Below are 22,737 nucleotides of genomic sequence, written 5' to 3' on the forward strand. Positions count from 1 at the left end.
AAATATCCTCCGGCTATGTCGTAGTTTAATTCGCGAAACCTCCTTTTGGTTCATTCTGAGGATGATTTTTCAAGACAGGCTTGCCCAGATATGTTCTCCCACACTGCCGCCCCCGCCGTTCAGAACGCGGTTTTCCTGATCCTTGCCGAGGATGGATCACTCGGGGAGAGCCTGCGTCTCGCGCTGCTCGAGATCGCCCCCGGCGCACAGGTGTATCGGGTCGAAAGTCCGGGTGAGGCCATCGTGGTACTGAGCAGGCTGGCCCATGTGACGGCCGCCTTTCTCGCGCTGCCCGCCGCCGAGCTTCATGCCGGTGTCCTGGGGCTGCGGCTGTCGCAACGCGGCGCCCGGATCGTTCTGCTGGTCTCGGCACCGTCCCCGATCCCATCGAACCATGACACTCTGATCTGGCCCCAGGACCCGAAGGCGCTGGTCGCGCTTTTGAACCCTGCGCCCTGCTGAAAGCCGCTCAGCGCGTGTCGTCCACCTGACGGATCACATCCGCCAGCTTTTGCCCGATCACTCGCGAGCCCTTCTTGGACGGGTGGATCATGTCCGCGCCATGAAAGGACCGGTCGCCCTCCGGGACAAGCTCTGACACATCGAGGAAATACACCCCGTCCATCGCCCGCACCATCTGCGTCAGCCGCGCTTCGAAGGCATCGCCAAGCTCGCGACACGAATCGATCACGGACTCCACCCCCGGGCTGCGCAGGTAGCCGAGGTAGATCACCCGCGCCCCGCTCTTGCGAATCTCACGCGCCAGATCGGGGATCGCGCCTGTGGTGCCCTGCCGGGAAATCATTCGGCTCATCTTACGCTCGCAGGCTCCGCAGCCGCAGCCCAGCCACAAATCGTTGCCACCGCCGTTGATCACCACCCAATCCACCGCGTCGCCGCGATACTGCTTGGTGATGTTCATGCCGATGGCGCCCGAAATCGGCAGGCCATACAGGATACGCGCGCCGCCCATGGCCCGATTTTCCACCGGCTCACCGAGGCTTTGCGACAACACATCGGCGATGGAGCTTTTCGAGACGAGATGCCAGGCCATCATGGAGTCGCCCAGCGCCAAAATGCGCGGACCATTCCCTTCGATCTGTGGCGTCTCATTCGCGAGAGCGGCCCGTGAGGCGATCTCATTGCCCGCCGCAAAGCCGGCTTCACCGCCTGCGATCACGGCACAGAGGCTCAGAAACAGGGCTTTCAAAAGGGATGTCATTCGGGCATGCAACATGGGCGACGCTCTTTTCATTCTGGCGACAAAAAAGATTCGTTGGCCCACCCAGCCTTTGTTCTTAAGAAATGCCACAGCGGCCAACCGCAGGGAAACCGAAAAATCGCACGCCCTGCCAAATAGTCAAATTTCCCAATGTTCCGCATTCGTACAGGATTTTTTTTCGTGCAAAAAATCCGAACAACCCAAATTCACCTTATTTAATGGGCGCTACAGTCTTTTCTTGTTTCAAAATGTCACATCTGCATTCTCCCGACAAAATTCCAACAAGGGGAAAACGTCATGGAATTGGGAGTATGGGTCAGTCTGATCCTCTATTTCGCGCTGATGCTCGCCATCGGCTTTTATGCGTGGCGCAAATCCACGGACACGGCCGAAGGCTATGTTCTGGGCGGGCGCAACCTTCACCCGGCCGTCGCGGCGCTCTCGGCGGGGGCCTCCGACATGAGCGGCTGGCTTCTGCTCGGCCTGCCCGGCGCGCTTTACGCCTCCGGCCTGATTGAGGCCTGGATCGGCATCGGGCTTTTCGTCGGCGCATTCATCAACTGGATCGTCGTCGCCCCGCGTCTGCGCGAACAGACCAAGCGCTATGACAACAGCCTCACCATCCCGGAATTCCTGTCGAACCGCTTCCCGACCGCAGCCACCACGCTGCGCGTCGTCTCCGCGGTGATCATCGTCCTGTTCTTCGCCGTTTACACCGCCTCGGGCCTCGTCGGCGGCGGCAAGCTTTTCGCCTCCGCCTTTGACGGCTCTTACATGACCGGCGTGATCCTCACCTTGGGCGTGGTGCTGATCTACACCGTCTTCGGCGGTTTCCTCGCCGTGTCGCTCACCGACTTCGTGCAGGGCTGCATCATGATGTTCGCCCTGATCATCATGCCGATCGTGATCCTCACCACCGGTCAGGGCAATGGCGTCGAACAGGCCGCCGAACGTCTCGCGACCGAGGTGGACCCGAACTACCTGTCGATGACCCACGGGCTGACGCTGTTGACCTTCCTGTCTACGGTCGCCTGGGGTCTGGGCTATTTCGGTCAGCCGCATATCATCGTGCGTTTTATGGCCGTGCGCTCCGTCAAAGAAGTGCCCGTGGCCCGCAACATCGCGATGCTCTGGATGGCGATCTCGCTGATCGGTGCCATCGGCGTCGGCATCTTCGGCCGCACTTATATGGAGCGCAACGGGCTGACGCTCGAGGACCCGGAAACGATCTTCATCGTGCTCTCCGAACTGCTGTTCCACCCGCTGGTGACCGGCTTCCTCTTCGCCGCGCTTCTGGCCGCGATCATGTCCACCGTCTCGTCGCAGCTTCTTGTGTCCTCCTCGTCCCTGACCGAAGATTTCTACAAGGTCTTCTTCCGCCGTCAGGCATCGGACCACGAACTGGTCAACGTCGGCCGGATCTGTGTGGCGCTCGTCGGCGTGGCCGCCATCCTGATCGCCTCTGACCCGTCCTCCAACGTCCTGGGCCTCGTGTCCAACGCATGGGCCGGGTTCGGCGCCGCCTTCGGACCGCTGATGATCCTGTCCCTGACCTGGAAACGCATGACCGGCGCGGGCGCCGTCGCAGGCCTCGTCGTCGGGGCGGGCACCGTCGCGTTCTGGATCATGTCCGGGCTGAACAAGAGCTTCATGGGGCAGGGTCTCTACGAGATCATCCCGGGCTTCGTCGCCTCCTTCATCGCGATCCTCGTTGTCAGCCTTCTGACCAAAGATCGCGGCGAATTCCGCCCTCTGGAAACGCCTGCCGAATAAACGGCGCCGAAAAGGGTAAAAAATGCGAACGGGCGGCCATGTGCCGCCCGTTTTCCTGTGTTTCACGCACAACTCGCGACTTGGCGCAGAGCGCATTTTGTTGTATGCGCCTTGACCATCTGAGACGTAACGCAACAGACCCCGGCGTTGTGAAGGTAAGATATGGGGTCGGCGGCAATGGGGCCGCCAGATAAACGGGAGACCCGAGAGGGCTCGGGAGCGCTCCCTAACAGGATACACTTGATGTTCAACGAAGTGAAAAAATCGATCCAGTGGGGCGAAGAAACCCTCACGCTGGAAACGGGCAAGATTGCCCGTCAGGCCGATGGCACCGTCATCGCCACCCTTGGCGAAACCTCCGTGATGGCCAACGTCACCTTCGCCAAGACCCAGAAAGAGGGCCAGGATTTCTTCCCCCTCACGGTTCACTACCAGGAAAAATACTACGCCGCCGGTAAAATTCCGGGTGGCTTCTTCAAACGCGAAGCCCGCCCGACCGAAAAAGAGACGCTGACCGCGCGTCTGATCGACCGTCCGATCCGCCCGCTGTTCGCCCCGGGCTTCAAAAACGAAGTTCTGGTGATGTGCACCGTTCTGTCGCACGATCTGGTCAATGACCCCGACGTCGTCGCGATGATCGCCGCTTCCGCCGCCCTGACCATTTCCGGCGCGCCCTTCATGGGCCCGATCGCCGGCTGCCGCGTGGGTTTCGAAGATGGCGAATACATCCTGAACCCGACCGTCGACGACATGCAGGATCTGCGCAACAACCCGGACCAGCGTCTGGACCTCGTTGTCGCCGGCACCAAAGACGCCGTCATGATGGTGGAATCCGAGGCTTACGAGCTGACCGAAGAGGAAATGCTCGGCGCCGTGACCTTTGCGCATGAACAGATCCAGCCGGTGATCGACCTGATCATCGACCTGGCCGAAGAGTCCGCGAAAGAGCCCTTCGACTTCCAGTCCCCGGATTACTCCGACCTCTTCGAGGCCGTGAAAGCCGCGGGCGAAGACAAGATGAAAGCCGCCTACGCGATCCTCGACAAACAGGAACGTGTGGCTGCCGTCGCTTCCGTCAAGGAAGAGATCAAAGCCGGTCTGTCCGAAGAGCAACTTTCGGATGCAAACCTCGGCTCCGCTCTGAAGAAACTCGAATCCAACGTGCTGCGCTCTTCCGTCGTGAAAGAGGGCAAACGCATCGACGGTCGCGCGCTTGATCAGGTTCGCCCGATCACCTGCGAAACCGGCCTGCTGCCGCGCACCCATGGCTCCGCTCTGTTCACCCGTGGTGAAACTCAGGGCCTCGTCGTGACCACGCTCGGCACCGGCGACGATGAGCAGATCATCGACGCGCTGCATGGCAACTTCCGCTCCAACTTCCTGCTGCACTACAACTTCCCGCCGTATTCGGTCGGCGAAGTCGGTCGTGTCGGCTCCCCGGGCCGTCGTGAAATCGGTCACGGCAAACTGGCATGGCGCGCCCTTCAGGCCGTTCTGCCCGCCGCCACCGACTTCCCCTACACGATCCGCGTGGTCTCCGAGATCACCGAATCGAACGGCTCCTCCTCGATGGCTTCCGTCTGTGGCGGCTCGCTGTCGATGATGGACGCCGGTGTGCCGCTCAAATCCGCTGTCGCGGGTGTGGCCATGGGTCTCGTGCTCGAAGACGACGGTGAGTTCGCCGTTCTGACCGACATCCTCGGCGACGAGGATCACCTCGGCGACATGGACTTCAAAGTGGCCGGGACCGAAAAAGGCATCACCTCGCTGCAAATGGACATCAAAGTCCAGGGCATCACCCCCGCGATCATGAAGCAAGCTCTCGCTCAGGCGAAAGAAGGCCGCATGCACATCTTGGGCGAGATGAACAAAGCGCTGTCCGGCGCGGGTGAATTCTCCGCCCATGCCCCGCGCATCGAAACGATGCAGATCCCGACCGACAAGATCCGTGAAGTGATCGGCTCCGGCGGCAAGGTCATCCGCGAGATCGTGGAAACCTCCGGCGCGAAAGTCGACATCAACGACGACGGCGTGATCAAGATCGCCTCCGCCAATGGCGAAGCGATCCAGAAGGCTTACGACATGATCTACTCGATCGTGGCCGAGCCGGAAGAAGGCCATGTCTACAAAGGCAAGGTCGTCAAACTGGTCGATTTCGGCGCGTTCGTGAACTTCTTCGGCAAGCGTGACGGCCTCGTGCACGTCTCGCAGATCGAGAACCGTCGCCTGAACCACCCGTCGGACGTTCTGAAAGAAGGTCAGGAAGTTTACGTCAAACTTCTGGGCTTCGACGACCGTGGCAAGGTCCGCCTTGGCATGAAAATGGTCGATCAGGAGACCGGCGAAGAGGTCAAGAAAGAGGAAGAAGCCGAATAATCGGTTCCCCTTTCGAGAAATCGAAAAGCCCCGCCGTAGGTGGGGCTTTTTTCATGCGCATGACGCACATCACAGCTTTTGCCACTCGGCGAACTCCCGCCATGGACACCACAAGTTTACCACCTGTGGTTGTGAGCCAACTTTCATCACCTGAGAAAAGGTGTAATACGGTGCCCATAGATTGCCTCAGACCCACATTCGAAAACCCAATGACAGACACCCGCCTCGACAGACATCTCCGCATCACGGTCGCCGCGCTGACCCGCAAGCGTCCGCAGATGGTCCAGGCGCTGATTACCTCTTGGGGCGCGATGAAGCTCCCTGAGAACTGCACGGCGCGGTGCCTCATCGTCGAGAATGATGACACGCCGCGCACCCGCGACCTGATCGAGGCGACTGCGGTGCTGCCGAATGGCCTTGAACTCGATTATGTGCTCGAAACCGAGGCGGGCATCTCCATCGCGCGCAATCGCGCCGCGAAAGTGTCATTGTCGCAGGAGGCCGATCTTCTGGTGTTCGTCGATGACGACGAGACCGTGGCACAGGACTGGCTGGTGAAGCTGATCGACGGGTATCGGCATAGCGACGCTGTGCTTCTGGGCGCGCCGCTGCGCATCGCGCCGCCGGTCGAGCCCCTCTCCTCCTTCCAGTCCCTGATGTACGAAAACCTGCGCGCCTTCTACCAGAAGCGGGAAGACCGCACGGCAGAAACCGCCACGCTCAACACGCCCGGGCGCGCCGTCATCGCCACCAACAACTGGATCGCGGAAACCCGGCTGTTTCGCAACGAAAACATCTGGTTCGACGAAAATCTGCGGTTTTCCGGCGGCGAGGACACACAGTTTCTGGAAGAGGTTAAAACACGCGGTTTCACCGTCGGCTGGATCAACGACGCTTTCGCCTACGAAACCGTACCCGCCGCACGCCTCAGCTTTCTCTACCAGTATCGTCGCACCAGAGATCAGGCCAACACCAATTTCCAGCGCCAGCTCATCGAAAAGCCGAGCCGGCGGTACAAGATGTTCCTGAAGATTCCCGCCAAGAGCCTTCAGCTTCTCTACCTGCTGCTGACATTGCCCGTCTCGCCGCAACGCTCTCTGCTGCAACTGGCGAAAAGGGCGGGCAACCTTTCGGGCAAACTCGGTGCCGCCATCGGCAATCGCTCGCAGCATTACACCACGACCACCGGTCACTGACCCCGCTCAGGCGCCTGCAAACCACCGTTTCGCCGCTAGGTCCTCGACGCTTTCCGCCTCGATCTGATCGACCTTGCGCATCACGCGTCGAACATGATCCGCCTCGTTCTGGGTCATGTTTGAGCCGCGTGAAATCTTGGCCTGAAGCTCGCTGTTCGAGCGGGTGTAATAATGGTTGAGCTGGATGTGATCGGCGGAATAGAAGCCCGGCTTTTTGCGATCAGAAGCGGAGGCCTTTTCGCCCCTGTCATTCACGCTCTCGCTCGCCCCATCCGTCTCGATCGAATGCACTTTCATCGCGGTGACATGGCACGGATCCACGATCATCTTGAAATTGCACATGCCTTTCAGGGGGCTCATCGGCTCCGGGTGCCGCCGTGTGTAATTCGCCACGATCCCGCCCTCCGGCGGTTCCTCGAACCCGTTGCGCCCGAACATATGCCACGGCAGCGAAATATTCGCCGCGCCCTCCAGATGCGCCAGACACTCCGGTAAGGTCTCCGCAGATTTCGGCACAAGGAATTCGTCCACGTCGATGAACGTCATCCAGCGGAACTGATCGCCGAAATTCGCCACCGCATGGGCATAGGCCAAAACCTGATTGTGGATTTCCGCCCCCGCCCCGTCGCGCAGTTTCTGATGCCACGGGATCACCGTGACGTTCTGTACCCCGACGGCGGCCACAAGCTGCACCAGCGTCCCGTCCGTCGAGCCGTTGTCATAGACGTAGAAATGCCGCACGCCGGCCTTGGCATGAAACCGCCCCCATTCGCCGATATGGCGCTCCTCGTTGCGCACGATGAGCACCACTGCGATGCCGTGCCGGTCGGCCATGGGCGCGGGCGGATCGAGTGCGATGCGAGAGATGGATCTGGTGCGGCGCAGTGCTGAAAACATGAAAAACCCCTGTTCGCGGGCAGCCTAATGAATTGGGCCACGGGCGAACAGGGGCGATTTTTAATGGCTTACGCCGAAAGCCTTAGGCTTTCACGAAACGCAGGTACGGAAGCTTGATGTCCACCTCGCCGAATTTCTCGGCGGCCTGCTCATCGGAGAGAGACAGAGCGGCAATCACGTCCTGACCCACGGTCCAGTTCGCAGGCGTGGCAAGCGGCTTGCCGTAGGTCTTCTGCACACCGTCGAGCGCGCGGAGCACTTCGGCAAAGTTCCGGCCCACGGACATCGGGTAGAGCATGGAAAGCTGCAGTTTCTTGTCCGGGGAGATGATGAACAGCGCCCGCACGGAGGCCGCATCGGCCGCGGTGGCGTTTTCATCGAGGTAAGCGTCGGCCGGCAGCATGTCGTAGAGTTTTGACACGGCCAGATCGGTGTCGCCGATGATCGGGAAACCCGCCGGCGCGCCGGAGAAGGCTTCGATGTCTTTTTTCCACGGGCCGTGCTCTTCAACCGGGTCGGTGGAGAGGCCGATGACCTTCACGCCGCGCTTTTCCCATTCTGCGGAAAGCTGCGCCACGGCGCCGAATTCGGTGGTGCAGACCGGGGTAAAGTCTTTCGGGTGGGAGAACAGAATGGCCCAGCTGTCGCCGATCCAGTCGTGGAAGTTGATCTCACCCTGATCGGTTTTGGCGGTAAAGTCGGGAACGATGTCGTTGATACGAAGACCCATGGTCATCTCCTCTGAATGTAAGTGCGTCGTCTGGTAACTTAGATACATTCTAAATTCTGGATTTCCACCCTGTTTTCAAGTACCGCGACAAATTTACTCGGATTTGTTCAAAACGGGCATTTCGCGGTAAAGGACAATCCCGCCCCACCGTCCGGGTGGCGAAAGCGCAATTGCTCGGCATGGAGCATCAGACGCGGCGCATCCCTGGCCTCGCCCTCCGCATAGAACGGATCTCCCATGATCGGGTGGCCGATGGCCAGCATATGCACTCTGAGCTGATGCGAACGCCCCGTTTTGGGCATCAGCCGCACGCGTGTCTGATTGCCCTCATAGCGCACCACCCGCCAATCGGTGACCGCCGGTTTACCGGTCTCGTGACAGACCATCTGTTTCGGGCGGTTCGGCCAGTCCACGATCAGCGGCAGGTCCACGGTGCCGGTTTTCTCCGCGATATGGCCATGCACCCAGGCGACATAGGTCTTTTTGGTCTGACGTTTCTCGAACTGAAGCCCCAAATGCCGCTGCGCATGGGGCGTCATAGCAAAGACCATCACCCCGGAGGTGTCCCGATCCAGACGGTGCACCAGCAGAGCCTCCGGGAAGGCCGCATTGATCCGCGACATCATGCAATCCGCAAGGTGTTCGCCCTTGCCCGGCACCGACAAAAGCCCGGAGGGTTTGTCCACCACGAGAATCTCGTGATCCAGATGCAGGATGTTCAGCGGGTCTTGCGGGGGATTGTAAGTGTCACTCATCGCGGTCTCTTTCGTCTCCCCCCGCGGGTATCACGCCCGGATCACATTGGCAAAGACGCTGTCGAGAATCCTGCCAAGCCGCCCGGCATCCTCCTCGGTGAACGCATCGGGGAAATCGCTGTCGAGATCGAACACGCCCAGAAGCTGCCCTTTCGCATTTTGCACCGGCAAAACAAGTTCCGAGCGCGTCGAAGACGCACAGGCGATATGGCCCTCGAAGGCCTCCACATCCGGGACAAGCTGCACCGTCCTCGTGCGCGCACAGGCACCGCAAACCCCGCGCTCGAACGGGATCACCAGGCAGCCATGCCCGCCCTGATACGGCCCGATCTTCAAAAGTCCTTCGGAAACAACACGGTAGAAACCCGTCCAGTGGAACCGGTCATCCGAGTGGTGCACTTCGCAGGCCACGGTGGCCATCAGCGCAACATCATCCGTCTCCCCGGCACAGAGTGCGGCGACCCGTGCCGACAAACCGTCGTAATCCGGCATGTTTTTCTCCCTTTTCCTGCTTCGCGCAAACCCATTGGTAAGGTTTCCCCCGTAGGATCAAACCCGATATAAGAACAAAGGTACGGCATATGAAACTGACCCATCAGGATTTTGATGACGTGCGAATCGTGAGCGTCGTCGAAAACCGCATCGACGCGGCCTGCGCCATTCAGTTCAAGGACGAGATGCGCGCGCTGAGCGACAGTGGCCCGGCGCGCATTCTCCTTGATCTCGGAAATGTCGAATTCCTCGACAGTTCCGGTCTTGGTGCCGTGGTCGCGGCCCTCAAGGCCGTGCGCAACGGGCAACACCTCGAACTCGCCGCGCTGCACCCCACCGTGCAACGGGTCTTCCGTCTCACCCGCATGGATACCGTTTTCACCATTCACACCAGCGTCGCCGCTGCGGTCGAGGGCATCGCAAATGCGTCCTGAGGGAAATCTCAAACGTCAGGAGACCTGGGAGGCCCCGCCCGAACCGAAAGAGCATATGTTGAGACTCATCCTCCCGGCAACCGAAGCCGCAGTGCGCCGCGGATTGGCCAGTATCAAACACGGGCTGAGCACGGACCACTATGGCCCGGACGAGCTTGCCAGTCTCGAGATCGTCCTCGCCGAGGCGCTCAACAACATCGTCGAACATGCCTATGCGGATCGCTCCGACGGCATGATCGAAATCCACCTGTCCCAGACCCCGAAGGGCCTGTGGTGCACCATCCTCGACAATGGCCAGATGATGCCCGGCGGCGAACCGCCTCTCGGTCGCCGCGCCGATCTCAATTGCGACATCGCCGATCTGCCCGAGGGCGGCTTTGGCTGGTTTCTGATCAGGGAACTGGCGCATGAGCTGGAATATGTCCGGGAGAGCGATCACAACCGCCTCTGCTTTCGCATGTCGATCGGTCAGATGGCCTGAACGCCTCTTCGCTCTGCGCGCCCGACGGCTCAGTTCAACTGGAAATGCAACGGATAGGCGCCATCCTCGAACGGGCCGAACAGGTCGTCGAGATCGGGATGCTGCACCGGCTCCCCGGAATAATCCGCCACGAGATTCTGCTCCGACACATAGGCGACGTAAAAGCTCTGATCGTTTTCCGCGAGCAGATGGTAAAACGGCTGATCCTTGCTCGGGCGCACATCCTCAGGAATGGCGGCATACCATTCCTCGGTGTTGGAGAACATTGCGTCGACATCGAACACCACGCCACGGAAACTGTGTTTCCGGTGCCGGACAACCTGTCCCAGATGATATTTGGCGCGTGATGACATCATGACGTTGCAACCCTCATACTTGGTTAGTAGACCTTTAAAACGGTCTCTGTCCACGGGGGGCAGCCCGGGAAATGGGAAACAGTCTGTGAACCTTGTTTTGACAGTGCTCGAAATCGTGGCGCCGGTGTTCCTGCTGGCGCTGATCGGGTTCACCTGGGTCAAGACCGGCCACGAATACCGGCTGGAGTTCGTCACCAAACTTACCATGACGCTTTCCGTCCCCGCGCTGATCTTCACCGCGCTGGTCAAGGCCGACATCGAACCCGCCGCGCTCTCCGCCCTCTCGCTGGCCTCGATCGTCGCCTATGGCGGGGTCACAATCGCCGTCTGGCTCGTGGTCAAACTGATGGGGCTCGACAGCCGCACCTACCTCGCACCACTGATCTTCGGCAACACCGGCAACCTCGGCCTGCCGCTCGCGCTCTTCGCCTTTGGCGAGGCCGGGCTGAGCTATGCCGTCGTCGTCTTCGCCGCCATGGCACTCTGGTCCTTCACCTTCGGGGTCTATGTCACCGCAGGCGGCGGCTCTCTCGGCAAGGCGTTCAAGGAACCGCTGGTCTGGGCCACGGCGCTTGGCGCGCTGTTCCTCTGGCAGGGCTGGACGCTCCCGACCTTTGCGATGAACACGCTGTCGCTTCTGGGCCAGATCGCCATCCCGCTGATGCTCATCACCTTGGGCGTCGCCGTCGCACGGCTGCATCCGCACGGGCTCGGGCGCGCCGCCGTCATGGCCGTCGGCAAGGTCGTGCTCTGCGCCGGCATAGCCGCCCTCGCCGGGCTCTGGTTCAACCTCGATCCGGTGCCCTTCGCCGTGCTCGTCGTCCAGATCGCTACCCCGGTCGCCGTCACCTCCTACATGCTCGCGGAAAAATACGGCGCGGATTCGGATGCGGTCGCCGCCCTCGTCGTCTCCTCGACTCTGCTGTCGGTGATCTACCTGCCGATCCTTCTGGCGCTCCTGATCTGAGCGTTTCCGAAACGCCCCCGTTCACAGGAATGCCATTTCACAGCCAGCCCAAATCCGCTATGCTCCTTGGAAAGATAAAGCGAGAGGCAGTTATGAGCAGACGTCTTCGCGCACTTGCGGTCCTTTTCCTGCTGTCCGCCTGCGGCGGCGGTTACAACAGTGCGCCCAGAAATCTCGACAACGCATGTTCCATTCTGGACCAGCGCCCGACCTATTTGCGCGCGATGAAGAAATCCGAACGCAAATGGGGCATCCCGGTGTATGTCCAGATGGCGACGTTCTATCAGGAAAGCAAATTCGACGGCGATGCCCGCACGCCGCACCAGTTCGTGCTCAACGTGATCCCGATGGGGCGGCAAAGTTCGGCCTTCGGCTATGCTCAGGCGCTCGATGCCACCTGGGACGAGTATCGCGTGGAGCAGAACCGCAGGGGCGCCAAACGCACCCGGATCGAGGACGCCACCGATTTCATGGGCTGGTACATGGCAGAAACTTCCGAACGCCTCGGCATTTCGAAATACGACGCCCGCAACCAATATCTCGCCTATCACGAGGGCCGCAGCGGATACGCCCGCGGCAGCTACAATTCCAAAGCCTGGCTCGTGCGGGTCGCCGGTTCCGTCGCCGACCGCGCCGAGGTCTACCGCCAGCAGCTCACCGCCTGCGGCAAGATCTGAACCGGATCAGTCGAGCGGCGTGCCGCGCCGCTTGGCTTCCGTGCGGATGTTGAATTCCCCGTCCGACACCGAACCGCCCAGTTTCATCCTGGTGAGCTGAACCGTGGTCGACCCGCCGGTTTCGTCATGGATCACCCAGGCCTTAAGCACCGGGGTCGCACTGAAAATCATGTCGATGGAGCCGTATTCCGGGTGATCCGGGTCCTGCGCCCGCACAACCGTATCGCCATTCTGTTCGGTGTGCGACACAACCATCTTGGCTTTGCTCAGGTCGACATTGCGCGCCAGCATCAGGGACAGCGGCGTCTGCGACAGCGGAAACCGCTGCGGCGGCTCGTTGGAGCCGGGATCGAACACCGCGACCTGACCGCCCGACACCAGCACAAGCGCATCGTCTCCCCCGCCATAATCGAGCCGCATCCGCCCCGGGCGTTTGATCGTCACGGCACCTTGCGACCGCGAGCCGTCGTCATTGATCTGGGTGAATTCCGCCTCGACCGTTCCGAGACCGTTGAGGTAGCTCGAAATCGTCGAGAGCGGCAGTTTCTCCGCCGCCGCAGGACCGGCGAAGGAGAGGGCGACAAGGGCAGGCGCGAGGGCCTTGAGGGAGGCCCGCACAGGGGCACTGAGAATCTGTTTCATGCCTGAGATATAGCCGCTCCCGACGCGACTTCCACCTCTCCTGACTTCACAGGTCGCGGAACTCCGCGTGAGCTTACTGCTCCGGCACCAGAATCTCGCGCTTGCCGACATGGTTCGCAGGCGACACCACACCCTCGTCCTCCATCTGCTCCACCAGACGCGCGGCCTTGTTATAGCCGATCGCCAGTTTGCGCTGGATGTAGGAGGTCGAGCATTTGCGATCCTTGATCACGATGGCCACCGCCTGATCGTAAAGCGCATCCTCGCCCGAGGTATTGCCGCCGGTGCCAAGGCCCAGAACCGCGTCGATATCGGCGGATTTCTCGTCATCCGGCCCTTCGACCACACCGCCGACGTAATCCGGCGGACCGTAGGCCTTGAGATAGGAAACGATCTTTTCGACCTCCTCATCCGACACGAACGGCGCGTGACAACGGGTGATCCGGCCACCGCCGCCCATGTAGAGCATGTCGCCCATGCCCAAGAGCTGTTCGGCGCCTTGCTCGCCCAGAATGGTGCGGCTGTCGATTTTCGAGGTCACCTGAAACGAAATCCGGGTCGGGAAGTTCGCCTTGATCGTGCCGGTGATGACGTCCACGGACGGACGCTGCGTCGCCATGATCAGGTGAATCCCCGAGGCCCGCGCCATCTGTGCCAGACGCTGGATACAGGCCTCGATCTCCTTGCCCGCCACCATCATCAGATCGGCCATCTCGTCAACGACAACGACGATGAAGGGCAGCGCTTCGGGCTGGAATTCCTCGGTCTCGAAAATCGGATCGCCGGTCTCCTCGTCAAACCCGGTCTGCACCGTGCGGGAGAACAGCTCGCCTTTCGCCAGCGCCTCTTTGACGCGACCGTTGTAGCCGTCGATGTTGCGCACGCCCATCTTGGACATTTTGCGATAACGGTCTTCCATCTCGGCGACGACCCATTTGAGCGCCACAACGGCCTTTTTCGGGTCGGTCACAACCGGGCTCAGAAGATGCGGAATGCCATCGTAGACGCTGAGTTCGAGCATCTTCGGGTCGATCATGATCATCCGGCATTCTGCGGGAGTCAGCTTGTAGAGGAGCGACAGGATCATGGTGTTGATCGCCACGGATTTCCCGGACCCGGTGGTCCCGGCAATCAGCAGGTGCGGCATCTTCGCAAGGTTCGCCACAACCGCATCGCCGCCGATATCCTTGCCAAGCGCCAGCGGCAGCGAATGCTTGCCATCGCCATAATCGCGCCCCGACAGGATCTCGCGGAAGGACACCATTTCGCGATGTTCGTTCGGCAATTCGATCCCGATCACCGAGCGTCCCGGCACGGTCGAGACACGCGCGGACAGCGCCGACATCGAACGCGCAATATCGTCCGCCAGACCGATCACCCGGCTGGCCTTGAGACCCGGCGCGGGTTCGAGCTCGTACATGGTCACGACCGGCCCCGGCCGCACCGACACGATCTCGCCCTTCACACCGTAATCGTCGAGCACATTCTCCAACATCCGGGCATTCTCTTCGAGCGCCTCGTCGGACAGCGTATGCCGCACGATATTGACCGGGTTTTCCAGCAGAGACAGCGGCGGCACCTCGTATTCGGCCTCTTTCGGGTCGAATTTCAGGCTGGGCTGCGCCTCTGCCTGGGCCTGTTTCGACGGCACGACAGGTTTGCGCACCGGGTGCTGCACCACGCGTTTCGCCTCGGGGGCTGCGGGTTGCGCATGTTCGAACCGGGCGGGCTGGGGCGCGATATATTCCGGCGTTTCCACCGGTTCATAACCCGCATCGTAACCATCGTCATAACCGTCCTCATAGGCCCCTTCATAGGCTTCGAGCGGCACATAATCCGCCTCGTACCCGTCGGCCTCATAGCCGTCATAAGACGCCTCATGCGGCTGCGGCGCCGCGATCTCGACCATCGGTGTCGCAACCGCAGGCGTGGTGTCGAGGATCATCGGGCGCGGGCCCTTCTTGTATTTCGCCACGGCCTTTTGCGCCGCACTCATCGGCGGCTCTACACGGGTCGCGCCCGGCACAATCGCCCGCGATCCGGCACGCGCCCGCGAGTTGATCACATTGGCGATCTTCGAACGGATGCGGTCGTCCTGCCCCGGCAGCATTTCCACATCGGGGGCCAGATCCCGCTCGATCAGCTCGGGCTCCGGGTCTTCCACCGCATTGCGTTTCAAAAGCGTCGGCATCTTGGCAAAGAGCGACGGCTTGGCCTCCACCTCCGGCGCGGGCATCGGTGCCGCGACCGGCGCCGCAACCGATGCGGAAATATGCGCCTCGCGCACATCGGCACGGATCACCCGCGACCCGTGGTGCGCGGCCTGTTGCGTCTGCATCTGGGCGTCAAAGGCCGCCTGTTCCTCGGCAATCTGACGCTGCTCTTCCCGACGCGCCTCGCGACGCGCCGCCGCCTTCTCCGCCATGCGCTGGCCGAGATGCACCGAACCGCGCGCGCTGCGCCCCATCAGGTGCAGCATCAGCGCATAAAGCGATACCAGTCCCCAAAGCAGATAGCGACCGATGTCGACCATCTCCGAGCGCGTGAAACCGAAGGCGAAAAGCGCCAGAGCCAGAGCCGCAAAGAACGACAAAAAGGCCAGAACCTTAAGGCTGAGTGCCGCACCGAAAGGCACGATCTGGATCAGCGCCGCCAGAACCGTATCGCCGAACAGCCCGCCAAAGCTCTGCGGTGCGCTGGAAGCGTGAGTCGAGGCATAGACCGCCGCCACCGCAATGGCGATCGGCACGAAGACCGCCCGCGACAGGGCCCGCTCCGAGCCACGATGGAAAATATACCGCAGCCCCCAGGCCGCAAACCCGAGCGCAAAACCCCAGGAGGCCACACCGACGATGATCATCAGAGGCGAGGCAATCGAGGCCCCGAAACGCCCGAGAATATTGTTCACAGGCGCTTCCGTCGCCGACAGCCAGCTCGGGTCCTCCGGCGTATAGCTTCCCAGCAGCAGCGCAAAGATCAGACCGACCAGCAAAAGGCCGAGCCCGATCAGCTCCTGCCCCCGGCGTTCCAGCAAGATCTGGGTGTTTTTGTCGAACAGCGGATCGCGACCACGTGCCTGATAGGATGCCATGCCTGCCTCTTAACCTTAACCGTACAAACAGTCGCGGAGCTGGATCAGCCCGCGCTGTGTCTCTTCTTTTGGGGCCACCAAGGCGACCCGGATGTAATGCTTGCCGGGGTTCTCCCCGTTCACCTCGCGCGACAGATAGGCACCGGGCAAAACCCGGATGCCGGTTTCCGTCCAGAGCTTCATCGCCGCCTCTTCGCCGTCCGTCACCGGCAGCCAGAGGAAAAACCCCGCCTGCGGCGCCTCCGCGCCTTGAATGCCCGAAAACACCTCGTCGGCCATGTCGAACTTTTCGACGTAGAGCTTGCGCGAGGCGATGACGTGCTCCTCGTCGGCCCAGACGCGGGCGGAGACCGCCTGGATCGGGCCGGGCAAAGGCGCGCCTGCATAAGAGCGCAGCCGACGAATGCGGAGCATGTTTTCCGGCCCCGACGCCACAAAGCCAGAGCGCAATCCAGGAAGGTTCGAGCGTTTCGACAGCGAATGGAAAATCACCACACGTTCGGGGTCCGCCCCCATCTCGCGCGCCACTTCCAACGCACTGACGGGCACTTCGTCACGGTAAATCTCGGAATAGCACTCGTCAGAAAACACCTTGAAATCGTGTTTTTCCGCCAAGAAAATCAAATCGCGCAAATAATCGCGCGAGGCAATCGCACCCTGCGGATTCGACGGGCTACAGATATAGGCAATCGCCGTGCGGTCCAGAACCTCGCTCGGAAGCCCTGCGTAATCCGGCAAAAATCCGGTCTCGCGCGTCGCAGGTACGAACACCGGTTCGGCCCCGATGGTCGTCGCGGCGACGGCATAGACCTGATAAAACGGATTGGGTGTGAGCACGACCGGCTGTTTGCCATTCTTGGTCTCCGGGCAGAGCGCGATACAGGCGTTCATCAGCCCCTCGCGCGTGCCGTTGAGCGCCATGATGTCGGTGACGGGATCGACCGTCACACCGAAACGGCGCTTGAGCCACCCGGCAATCGCATCCAGCAACTCATCCGTGCCATTGTTGTTCGGATATTTCGCAAAGCCCGCGATATTCTCCGCCAGAACCTCCCCCACAAAGGGCGGCATGGCATGGCGCGGCTCGCCGATGGTCATATGCATGACCTCGCCCCCCGGCGCATGCACGTCGAGAAGGCTCCGCAAACGCGGAAAGGCGTATTCCGGCAGGTTGGAAAACCGCTCAGGGAACATCATGAAACTGCTACTGCCTCTGTGTCTCCGGATCTTTTCGCCCGGGTGTTTGGGGTCAAGATAACCGGGCCGGGCCGATTGGTCCAGAAAAAGACGGGGGCGTCTGTGGCCCTCGCGCACAGGTTGTGGCTTTTAGGCCAGAACACTCAGGTCAGCGCGGTCTCCGCCGCCTTGCCCAAGCGCAACAACCGCGCTTCGCTCATCGGCGGCGTTTGCAGGATCACGCCACAGGACGGAACCCCCGTCGGAAGTGTCAGCGCGGTCAGCCCCATCAGGTTGCCGACCCGCGTATTGCGCAGCGCCAGAAGGTTTTCGGTGACGTAATATTCAGCATCCGTCATCAGCCGTTCGGCATCGGGCGGCAGGATCGGCGCGGTCGGCAGGATAACCGCATCATAGCCCGCCGTGGCCTTGAGATACGCCCCCCGCAGATGCGCGAGTTTCTTCCACCCGGCGACGAAATCCGCGCCATTAAACGCCCCGCCCGAGCGGAACCGTTCGAGAATGCGCGGGTACATCACATCGGGATTGGCCTCGATATAGGTGCGCCATTCGGCATAGGCCTCGGTGGTAAAAAGAATGCCGGAGAGATCCATCGCCTCGGTGACCGCAGACACCTCCGCGCGCGTCACCTCCGCCCCGGCCTCCCGGAATTTCTGCACCGACACCTCAAACGCATCCAGAGGCGCGTCGCGAATGTCGTCGAAGACCACGTTTTCAAGCACGAGCAAACGCTTGCCCTTGAGCGTCGCGCCTTTCATATCCGGCGCAGGCGACCCGTCGAGAATGGCAAACACTTCTGCGGCATCCTCCGCCGTCTTGACCAGAGGTCCGATGGTGTCAAACGCCGCCGCCAGAGGCACAACACCGTCCAGCGGAATACGCCCCGCGGTGGTTTTCAGCCCGACAAGATCGTTCCACGCCGACGGGATGCGCACCGACCCGCCGGTGTCCGACCCGATCGCACCCGGCGCGAGGCCAAAGGCTACAGACCCCGCCGCACCCGAGGAAGACCCGCCCGAGACGGCGGCATGATCGTTGACGCAGGGCGTCGTGGCCGTCACCGGATTAAGCCCCAGCCCGGAGAACGCCAATTCCGACATATGCGTCTTGCCCAGCGCCACGAGCCCCGCGTTCGACGCACGCCGGAGCACTTCGGCGTCCCTCAATGGCACACGGTCCTTGAGCAACGCCGATCCCGCCTCCGTCGCCACGCCCGCCGTGTCGAACAGGTCCTTCCACGACACCGGAACCCCGTCCAAAAGCCCGCGCCGCACCCCGTCGCGGGCACGCCCATAGGCCGCCTCCGCCTCCGCCATGGCGCGGTCTTCCATCATCCGCGCATAAATCCGATCCGCAAAAGGATGCGCCTTGGCCATATCCAGAAACGCCGCCGTCAGATCGCGCGGATCGACATCGCCCGTGCCGATGGCCCGCCCCAGATCGCTCATGCTCATCTCTGTATACTCGACCATCGTCCGCCCTTTCCTGTTGCCGTCGCAAAGTAGCGGCGCAGGAGCGCATGGACAATCCCGTCTCGCGCGTCATATTTGCGACAAGGAGGCTCTCATGACCCAGAACACCATGCCCAAAAGCGATCTCATCATTGTCGGTGGCGGCCTGAACGGCCCGGCTCTGGCGCTGGCCTCCGCGAACGCGGGTCTGACCGTGACGCTCATCGACAGTCTGCCGAAAGCCCTGCGCATCGGCGACACGTTCGACGGGCGCGGTTATGCGCTGTCGCTCGGCTCGTACAAGCTGATGAAAGCCATCGGCATCTGGGGCAAGGTGGCGGCGCATGCCCAGCCGATCCTCGATGTGAAAGTCACCGACGGCAAACCCGGCGAGGGTCCCGCGCCTTTCATGCTCGAATTTCGCGATGGCGAGATCGACGAAAGCCCGATGGGCTACATGGTCGAGGACCGCTATATCCGTCAGGCCTTTCTCGAAGCGCTCGACGCCCAGCCGAAAATCACCCAGATCGAAGGCGAAGTCATCGCGCAAGACGTCACGCTCCATGGCGCGACAGTCACGCTGAGCGATGGCACCGACATCTCCGGCAAACTGATCGTCGGCTGCGACGGGCGCCAATCCGGCACCGCTCTGCGCGCCGGGATCAAACGCACCGGCTGGGGCTATGGCCAGACCGCGCTCGTCTGCGCGATCTCGCACGAGTTGCCGCATCATGGCGCTGCGCATCAGTATTTCCTGCCCTCCGGCCCGCTGGCGATCCTGCCACTGCCAGGCAATCAAAGCTCCATCGTCTGGACCGAAAAAGACAAGCTCGCCGCCGAGATTCAGGCGCTCTCTGACGAGGACTACCTTGCCGTTCTGCGGCCGCGTTTCGGGGATTTTCTGGGCGAGATTTCACTGGCCGGGAAACGCTTTACCTATCCTTTGAACATCACCTTGGCGAATGCCTTTACCGCCCCGCGCATCGCCCTTGTCGGCGATGCGGCGCATGGCATGCACCCGATCTCGGGTCAGGGTCTGAACGCCGGGCTCAAGGATGTCGGCGCATTGACCGAAGTCTTGGTCGAGGCGCATCGGCGCGGCGAAGACATCGGGCGCGAAGACGTTTTGGCGCGTTACGCGCAATGGCGGCGGTTCGACGTGGCGACGATGGCGCTCATGACCGACAGCTTCAACAAGCTGTTTTCCAACGACAATCCCTTCCTGCGCGTGGCGCGGGACATCGGCATGGGCGCGGTGAACGCGATGGGCGGGCTGAAACGCGCCGCAATCCGCGAGGCGGCGGGGGTCAATGGCGACATCCCCAAATTGCTGCGCGGTGTGGCACTTTGAGCGCTTGAGTATTTCGGCAGCAAAGGAAACGGGCGCTCAGTCTTCGAGTTTGCGCGCCTCTGACACCAGCATGATCGGAATGCCGTTGCGGATCGGATAGGCAAGGCCTGCGGTTTTCGAGATCAGTTCCTGTTTCTCCGCATCATAGCTCAAAACGCCATGGGTTTGCGGGCAGACCAGCGCCTCGATCATCCGGCGGTCGAAAGTCGGTTGGGCATCCATCACATCATATCCTCGTCAGAGCCGCCATGCAGCGCGAATTCCATCAGCGTTATAAGCGTTTCGCGGCGGGTGGAAAGGGAGGGCGCTTCCAAAAGCGCCTGTTTGTCCTCGGGGCTGAACGGGCAGAGCATGGAAAGCGAGTTGATCAGCAATTCGTCTTCGGCCTGCCCGAGGCTTTCCCAATCGGTGCGCAATTCCTCTTCGCAGAAATAGCGTTTCAGCAGGTCCATGAAGGGTTTGCGCATCAGCTCCGGATCGTGTTCCGGCGCGCCGAGATCGGCCCCGAAATCGGACCAGTCCACGGTGAATTTGCGATAGGGGCAGAACCCGGTGGTCTCCGCCAGAAGCCGGAACCGCGACACGCCGGTGAGCGTGATCATGTAGCGCCCGTCCTCGGTCTCGGAAAACGCCGTCAGACGCCCGGCACAGCCGATGGTGTTGAGCTTTCCGGCCCCCGCCCCGCTGCGCGGCTGGATCATGCCGATCAGACGCGCGGGCGTTTTCATGCAATCTTCGATCATCTGCAAATAGCGCGGCTCGAAAATATGCAGCGGCAGACGAGACCGGGGCAACAAAAGTGCCCCGGGCAGTGGAAAGACGGGGATCGTCTCGGGAAGATCGGCTGCGCTCAACATGGTCTAAAGTTAGAACGCAAACGCGATCAGGCAAACAGCATCGACGACAATTTCCGACGTCCGTTCAGAACGATCGGATCGCTGGGCTTGAGGCTGTCGAAAATTTTGAACAGCTGTTCCTTGATCGCGCCACCGTTCCACTCACGATCCTGTTTGAACGCCGCCAAAAGCGTTGCGACGGCCTCTTCGACCTGCCCTGCGGCATGTTGCGCCACGGCAAGGTCAAACCGCGCCTGCATGTCGGTCGGGTCGGCCTCGACCTTGGCGGCCAGTTCCGCCACGGGTCCGGCGTTTTCCGCCTCGCGCGCCAGAGCGATCTGGGCATGCACCGCCTCAAGCGCTGCGTCATGCGAGACCTCGGCAGGCGCGCCGTTCAGCACGGCTTCGGCCTGATCCAGTTCGCCTTTCGCGAGATGACATTTGGCAAGACCGGCATAGGCCCCGGCCAGTTTGTCGTCTTCCTCAAGGATCGCGGCATAGGTCTGCGCCGCGTCGTCGATCTCACCGGCTTCGAACATTTCGTCGGCAGCGGCAACCGCATCGGCGAGGCTTTCGTCCACGCTCAGCGCAGCGATCTTGGTCACGAATTCCTTGACCTGCGACGGCGGCAGCGCGCCTTGGAACCCGTCCACCGGCTGCCCTTTGTAAAAGGCATAGACGGTCGGGATCGACTGGACGCGCATCTGCCCCGCGATCATCTGGTTTTCGTCGACGTTGACCTTGGCCATCTTGACCTTGCCACCGGCGGCCCCGACCTCGGCTTCGAGAGCCGGGCCAAGCTGGCGGCAGGGGCCGCACCAGGGTGCCCAGAAATCGACGATCACAGGGGTTTCCTGAGAGGCATCAATCACCTCGGCCATGAAATCGGCCTCGGTAACATCTTTCACATATGCGCCGTGCGCGGCACCGTTGGTTTTTCCGAGATCCATCGTCGGTTCTCCCTATATCTGTTTGACGCATATATGCGCCTTTGGGCATGAGTTTTAAAGGTCGAAGGAAGCAAAGACCGGCGCGTGATCCGACGGTTGTTCCCAGCCCCGCGCCGCACGCAGAACCCGGCTGCCATGCGCCGCATTCGAGATGTCCGGCGTGGCCCAGACGTGATCGAGCCGCCGCCCCTTGTCCGCCGCACTCCAGTCTTTCGCCCGGTAAGACCACCACGAATAGAGCAGGCCTTCGGGAATATCCTGCCGCGTGACATCGACCCAACCACCCGCATCCTGCGTCTGCGCCAGATGTTCGACCTCAATCGGCGTGTGCGAGACGATTTTCAACAACTGCTTGTGATTCCAAACGTCGTCCTCGCGCGGGGCAATGTTGAGATCGCCGACAAGGATGGATTTCTCCGGTTTCCCGGCATGAAACGCATCGCGCATCTCGGTCAGGTAATCGAGCTTCTGCCCGAATTTCTCATTCACCTCGCGATCCGGGACATCGCCGCCCGCAGGCACATAGAAATTGTGGATCGTCACACCGTTCTCGAGCTTGCCCGCGATGTGACGCGCATGGCCGAGAGAGGCGTAATCCTCGGCACCGGCCTCGACCATCGGGATTTTAGAGAGGATCGCAACGCCGTTGTAGCCCTTCTGCCCCCGCGCCACCATGTGGGTGTAGCCCAGCGCCCGAAACCGCTCCATCGGGATTTTCTCCACCGGCGATTTGCACTCCTGAAGACAGAGCACATCGGGCGCCTCCTCTTCGAGCAGCTTGCAAACGATCGGTTCGCGCAGACGCACGGAGTTGATGTTCCAGGTGGCAAGGGTAAAGGGCATGGTGGGTCCTCGGATCAGAT

Annotated in this window: 23 protein-coding genes; 9 read left to right on the forward strand and 14 right to left on the reverse strand. The window is 61.4% G+C overall.

All coding sequences use genetic code 11. The features are described from left to right. Positions 1-90 precede the first annotated feature (90 nt). A complete protein-coding gene (locus NH195_RS06035; RefSeq protein ID WP_066704576.1) occupies positions 91-462 on the forward strand; it encodes a hypothetical protein in 372 nt (123 codons plus the stop codon). Positions 463-469: 7 nt separating this feature from the next. On the opposite strand, the gene NH195_RS06040 is transcribed toward NH195_RS06035, so the two are convergent. Beyond that, positions 470-1,222: an SGNH/GDSL hydrolase family protein gene (locus NH195_RS06040; protein ID WP_081423808.1), complete on the reverse strand. Its 753-nt coding sequence runs from the start codon at positions 1,220-1,222 to the stop codon at positions 470-472. Positions 1,223-1,519: 297 nt separating this feature from the next. Here NH195_RS06040 and putP point away from each other — a divergent pair, with 297 nt between their 5' ends. From putP to NH195_RS06055, 3 genes are all read left to right on the forward strand, one after another. Continuing rightward, positions 1,520-2,995 (forward strand): sodium/proline symporter PutP, encoded by a 1,476-nt coding sequence (putP, locus tag NH195_RS06045; protein ID WP_066704578.1) that lies wholly within the window; start codon positions 1,520-1,522, stop codon positions 2,993-2,995. Positions 2,996-3,238: 243 nt separating this feature from the next. Further along, a complete protein-coding gene (gene pnp / locus NH195_RS06050) occupies positions 3,239-5,371 on the forward strand; it encodes a polyribonucleotide nucleotidyltransferase (RefSeq protein WP_066704580.1) in 2,133 nt (710 codons plus the stop codon). 209 nt (positions 5,372-5,580) lie between these two features. Continuing rightward, positions 5,581-6,567 carry a glycosyltransferase family 2 protein gene (locus tag NH195_RS06055; protein WP_066704582.1) on the forward strand — a complete coding sequence of 329 codons (987 nt, stop codon included), beginning with the start codon at positions 5,581-5,583 and terminating at the stop codon, positions 6,565-6,567. Between the two features lie 6 nt (positions 6,568-6,573). On the opposite strand, the gene NH195_RS06060 is transcribed toward NH195_RS06055, so the two are convergent. The 4 genes from NH195_RS06060 to NH195_RS06075 all read right to left on the reverse strand — a co-directional run bounded on the left by NH195_RS06060 (position 6,574) and on the right by NH195_RS06075 (position 9,441). Continuing rightward, complete coding sequence (locus NH195_RS06060) at positions 6,574-7,464, reverse strand: glycosyltransferase family 92 protein (protein WP_066704584.1); 891 nt, start codon at positions 7,462-7,464, stop codon at positions 6,574-6,576. Positions 7,465-7,546: 82 nt separating this feature from the next. Next, positions 7,547-8,194: a peroxiredoxin gene (locus tag NH195_RS06065; protein ID WP_066704586.1), complete on the reverse strand. Its 648-nt coding sequence runs from the start codon at positions 8,192-8,194 to the stop codon at positions 7,547-7,549. 107 nt (positions 8,195-8,301) lie between these two features. Beyond that, positions 8,302-8,949, reverse strand: a complete 648-nt coding sequence (locus tag NH195_RS06070) for an RluA family pseudouridine synthase (RefSeq protein WP_066704588.1) — start codon at positions 8,947-8,949, stop codon at positions 8,302-8,304. 30 nt (positions 8,950-8,979) lie between these two features. After that, positions 8,980-9,441, reverse strand: a complete 462-nt coding sequence (locus tag NH195_RS06075; RefSeq protein ID WP_066704589.1) for a GAF domain-containing protein — start codon at positions 9,439-9,441, stop codon at positions 8,980-8,982. A gap of 89 nt (positions 9,442-9,530) precedes the next feature. On the opposite strand from NH195_RS06075, the gene NH195_RS06080 reads away from it, so the two are divergent. Together NH195_RS06080 and NH195_RS06085 are read left to right on the forward strand one after the other, a co-directional pair. Then, entirely contained in the window at positions 9,531-9,875 is a 345-nt protein-coding gene (locus tag NH195_RS06080) for an STAS domain-containing protein (RefSeq protein ID WP_066704591.1), read from the forward strand. 55 nt (positions 9,876-9,930) lie between these two features. Next, on the forward strand, positions 9,931-10,356 hold the full coding sequence (locus NH195_RS06085; protein WP_238379704.1) for an ATP-binding protein: 426 nt from the start codon (positions 9,931-9,933) through the stop codon (positions 10,354-10,356). Between the two features lie 29 nt (positions 10,357-10,385). On the opposite strand, the gene hspQ is transcribed toward NH195_RS06085, so the two are convergent. After that, positions 10,386-10,712 carry a heat shock protein HspQ gene (hspQ, locus tag NH195_RS06090; protein WP_066704595.1) on the reverse strand — a complete coding sequence of 109 codons (327 nt, stop codon included), beginning with the start codon at positions 10,710-10,712 and terminating at the stop codon, positions 10,386-10,388. Positions 10,713-10,797: 85 nt separating this feature from the next. Between hspQ and NH195_RS06095 the strand changes: the two genes are divergently transcribed. Together NH195_RS06095 and NH195_RS06100 are read left to right on the forward strand one after the other, a co-directional pair. After that, entirely contained in the window at positions 10,798-11,679 is an 882-nt protein-coding gene (locus NH195_RS06095; RefSeq protein ID WP_066704597.1) for an AEC family transporter, read from the forward strand. Between the two features lie 92 nt (positions 11,680-11,771). Beyond that, positions 11,772-12,356: a transglycosylase SLT domain-containing protein gene (locus NH195_RS06100; RefSeq protein WP_066704600.1), complete on the forward strand. Its 585-nt coding sequence runs from the start codon at positions 11,772-11,774 to the stop codon at positions 12,354-12,356. Positions 12,357-12,362: 6 nt separating this feature from the next. Here the strand turns inward: NH195_RS06100 and NH195_RS06105 are convergent, their stop codons facing one another. From NH195_RS06105 to NH195_RS06120, 4 genes are all read right to left on the reverse strand, one after another. Next, entirely contained in the window at positions 12,363-12,998 is a 636-nt protein-coding gene (locus tag NH195_RS06105) for a LolA family protein (RefSeq protein WP_066704601.1), read from the reverse strand. A gap of 73 nt (positions 12,999-13,071) precedes the next feature. Continuing rightward, a complete protein-coding gene (locus NH195_RS06110) occupies positions 13,072-16,089 on the reverse strand; it encodes a DNA translocase FtsK (protein WP_066704603.1) in 3,018 nt (1,005 codons plus the stop codon). A gap of 15 nt (positions 16,090-16,104) precedes the next feature. Beyond that, on the reverse strand, positions 16,105-17,286 hold the full coding sequence (locus tag NH195_RS06115) for an aminotransferase class I/II-fold pyridoxal phosphate-dependent enzyme (protein WP_066704605.1): 1,182 nt from the start codon (positions 17,284-17,286) through the stop codon (positions 16,105-16,107). Between the two features lie 143 nt (positions 17,287-17,429). Then, entirely contained in the window at positions 17,430-18,758 is a 1,329-nt protein-coding gene (locus tag NH195_RS06120; protein WP_066704607.1) for an amidase, read from the reverse strand. Positions 18,759-18,852: 94 nt separating this feature from the next. Here NH195_RS06120 and NH195_RS06125 point away from each other — a divergent pair, with 94 nt between their 5' ends. Further along, positions 18,853-20,088 carry an FAD-dependent monooxygenase gene (locus NH195_RS06125; RefSeq protein WP_066704609.1) on the forward strand — a complete coding sequence of 412 codons (1,236 nt, stop codon included), beginning with the start codon at positions 18,853-18,855 and terminating at the stop codon, positions 20,086-20,088. A 36-nt stretch (positions 20,089-20,124) separates the two neighbouring features. On the opposite strand, the gene NH195_RS06130 is transcribed toward NH195_RS06125, so the two are convergent. From NH195_RS06130 to NH195_RS06145, 4 genes are read right to left on the reverse strand one after another with little or no spacing between them, the layout of a single operon-like run. Continuing rightward, on the reverse strand, positions 20,125-20,310 hold the full coding sequence (locus NH195_RS06130) for a Trm112 family protein (RefSeq protein WP_066704610.1): 186 nt from the start codon (positions 20,308-20,310) through the stop codon (positions 20,125-20,127). After that, a complete protein-coding gene (locus NH195_RS06135) occupies positions 20,310-20,945 on the reverse strand; it encodes an LON peptidase substrate-binding domain-containing protein (RefSeq protein WP_066704612.1) in 636 nt (211 codons plus the stop codon). Before NH195_RS06135 ends, NH195_RS06130 begins: the two co-directional genes overlap by 1 nt. A gap of 26 nt (positions 20,946-20,971) precedes the next feature. Beyond that, entirely contained in the window at positions 20,972-21,874 is a 903-nt protein-coding gene (locus NH195_RS06140; RefSeq protein WP_066704616.1) for a thioredoxin family protein, read from the reverse strand. A gap of 54 nt (positions 21,875-21,928) precedes the next feature. Then, positions 21,929-22,717, reverse strand: a complete 789-nt coding sequence (locus NH195_RS06145; RefSeq protein ID WP_066704618.1) for an exodeoxyribonuclease III — start codon at positions 22,715-22,717, stop codon at positions 21,929-21,931. Positions 22,718-22,737 lie beyond the last annotated feature (20 nt).

The sequence above is a fragment of the Celeribacter ethanolicus genome, assembly GCF_001550095.1.
Classification (GTDB): domain Bacteria; phylum Pseudomonadota; class Alphaproteobacteria; order Rhodobacterales; family Rhodobacteraceae; genus Celeribacter; species Celeribacter ethanolicus.

Excerpts from the sequence above, each read along its gene's own strand:
- NH195_RS06120 (WP_066704607.1), bottom strand. The coding sequence starts at position 18,758 with ATGGTCGAGTATACAGAGATGAGCATGAGCGATCTGGGGCGGGCCATC.
- NH195_RS06065 (WP_066704586.1), bottom strand. The coding sequence starts at position 8,194 with ATGGGTCTTCGTATCAACGACATCGTTCCCGACTTTACCGCCAAAACC.
- NH195_RS06145 (WP_066704618.1), bottom strand. The coding sequence starts at position 22,717 with ATGCCCTTTACCCTTGCCACCTGGAACATCAACTCCGTGCGTCTGCGC.
- NH195_RS06060 (WP_066704584.1), bottom strand. The coding sequence starts at position 7,464 with ATGTTTTCAGCACTGCGCCGCACCAGATCCATCTCTCGCATCGCACTC.
- NH195_RS06085 (WP_238379704.1), top strand. The coding sequence starts at position 9,931 with ATGTTGAGACTCATCCTCCCGGCAACCGAAGCCGCAGTGCGCCGCGGA.
- NH195_RS06100 (WP_066704600.1), top strand. The coding sequence starts at position 11,772 with ATGAGCAGACGTCTTCGCGCACTTGCGGTCCTTTTCCTGCTGTCCGCC.
- hspQ (WP_066704595.1), bottom strand. The coding sequence starts at position 10,712 with ATGATGTCATCACGCGCCAAATATCATCTGGGACAGGTTGTCCGGCAC.
- NH195_RS06055 (WP_066704582.1), top strand. The coding sequence starts at position 5,581 with ATGACAGACACCCGCCTCGACAGACATCTCCGCATCACGGTCGCCGCG.
- NH195_RS06080 (WP_066704591.1), top strand. The coding sequence starts at position 9,531 with ATGAAACTGACCCATCAGGATTTTGATGACGTGCGAATCGTGAGCGTC.
- NH195_RS06105 (WP_066704601.1), bottom strand. The coding sequence starts at position 12,998 with ATGAAACAGATTCTCAGTGCCCCTGTGCGGGCCTCCCTCAAGGCCCTC.
- putP (WP_066704578.1), top strand. The coding sequence starts at position 1,520 with ATGGAATTGGGAGTATGGGTCAGTCTGATCCTCTATTTCGCGCTGATG.
- NH195_RS06070 (WP_066704588.1), bottom strand. The coding sequence starts at position 8,949 with ATGAGTGACACTTACAATCCCCCGCAAGACCCGCTGAACATCCTGCAT.
- NH195_RS06075 (WP_066704589.1), bottom strand. The coding sequence starts at position 9,441 with ATGCCGGATTACGACGGTTTGTCGGCACGGGTCGCCGCACTCTGTGCC.
- NH195_RS06140 (WP_066704616.1), bottom strand. The coding sequence starts at position 21,874 with ATGGATCTCGGAAAAACCAACGGTGCCGCGCACGGCGCATATGTGAAA.
- NH195_RS06035 (WP_066704576.1), top strand. The coding sequence starts at position 91 with ATGTTCTCCCACACTGCCGCCCCCGCCGTTCAGAACGCGGTTTTCCTG.
- pnp (WP_066704580.1), top strand. The coding sequence starts at position 3,239 with ATGTTCAACGAAGTGAAAAAATCGATCCAGTGGGGCGAAGAAACCCTC.
- NH195_RS06135 (WP_066704612.1), bottom strand. The coding sequence starts at position 20,945 with ATGTTGAGCGCAGCCGATCTTCCCGAGACGATCCCCGTCTTTCCACTG.
- NH195_RS06040 (WP_081423808.1), bottom strand. The coding sequence starts at position 1,222 with ATGACATCCCTTTTGAAAGCCCTGTTTCTGAGCCTCTGTGCCGTGATC.
- NH195_RS06125 (WP_066704609.1), top strand. The coding sequence starts at position 18,853 with ATGACCCAGAACACCATGCCCAAAAGCGATCTCATCATTGTCGGTGGC.
- NH195_RS06130 (WP_066704610.1), bottom strand. The coding sequence starts at position 20,310 with ATGGATGCCCAACCGACTTTCGACCGCCGGATGATCGAGGCGCTGGTC.
- NH195_RS06115 (WP_066704605.1), bottom strand. The coding sequence starts at position 17,286 with ATGATGTTCCCTGAGCGGTTTTCCAACCTGCCGGAATACGCCTTTCCG.
- NH195_RS06110 (WP_066704603.1), bottom strand. The coding sequence starts at position 16,089 with ATGGCATCCTATCAGGCACGTGGTCGCGATCCGCTGTTCGACAAAAAC.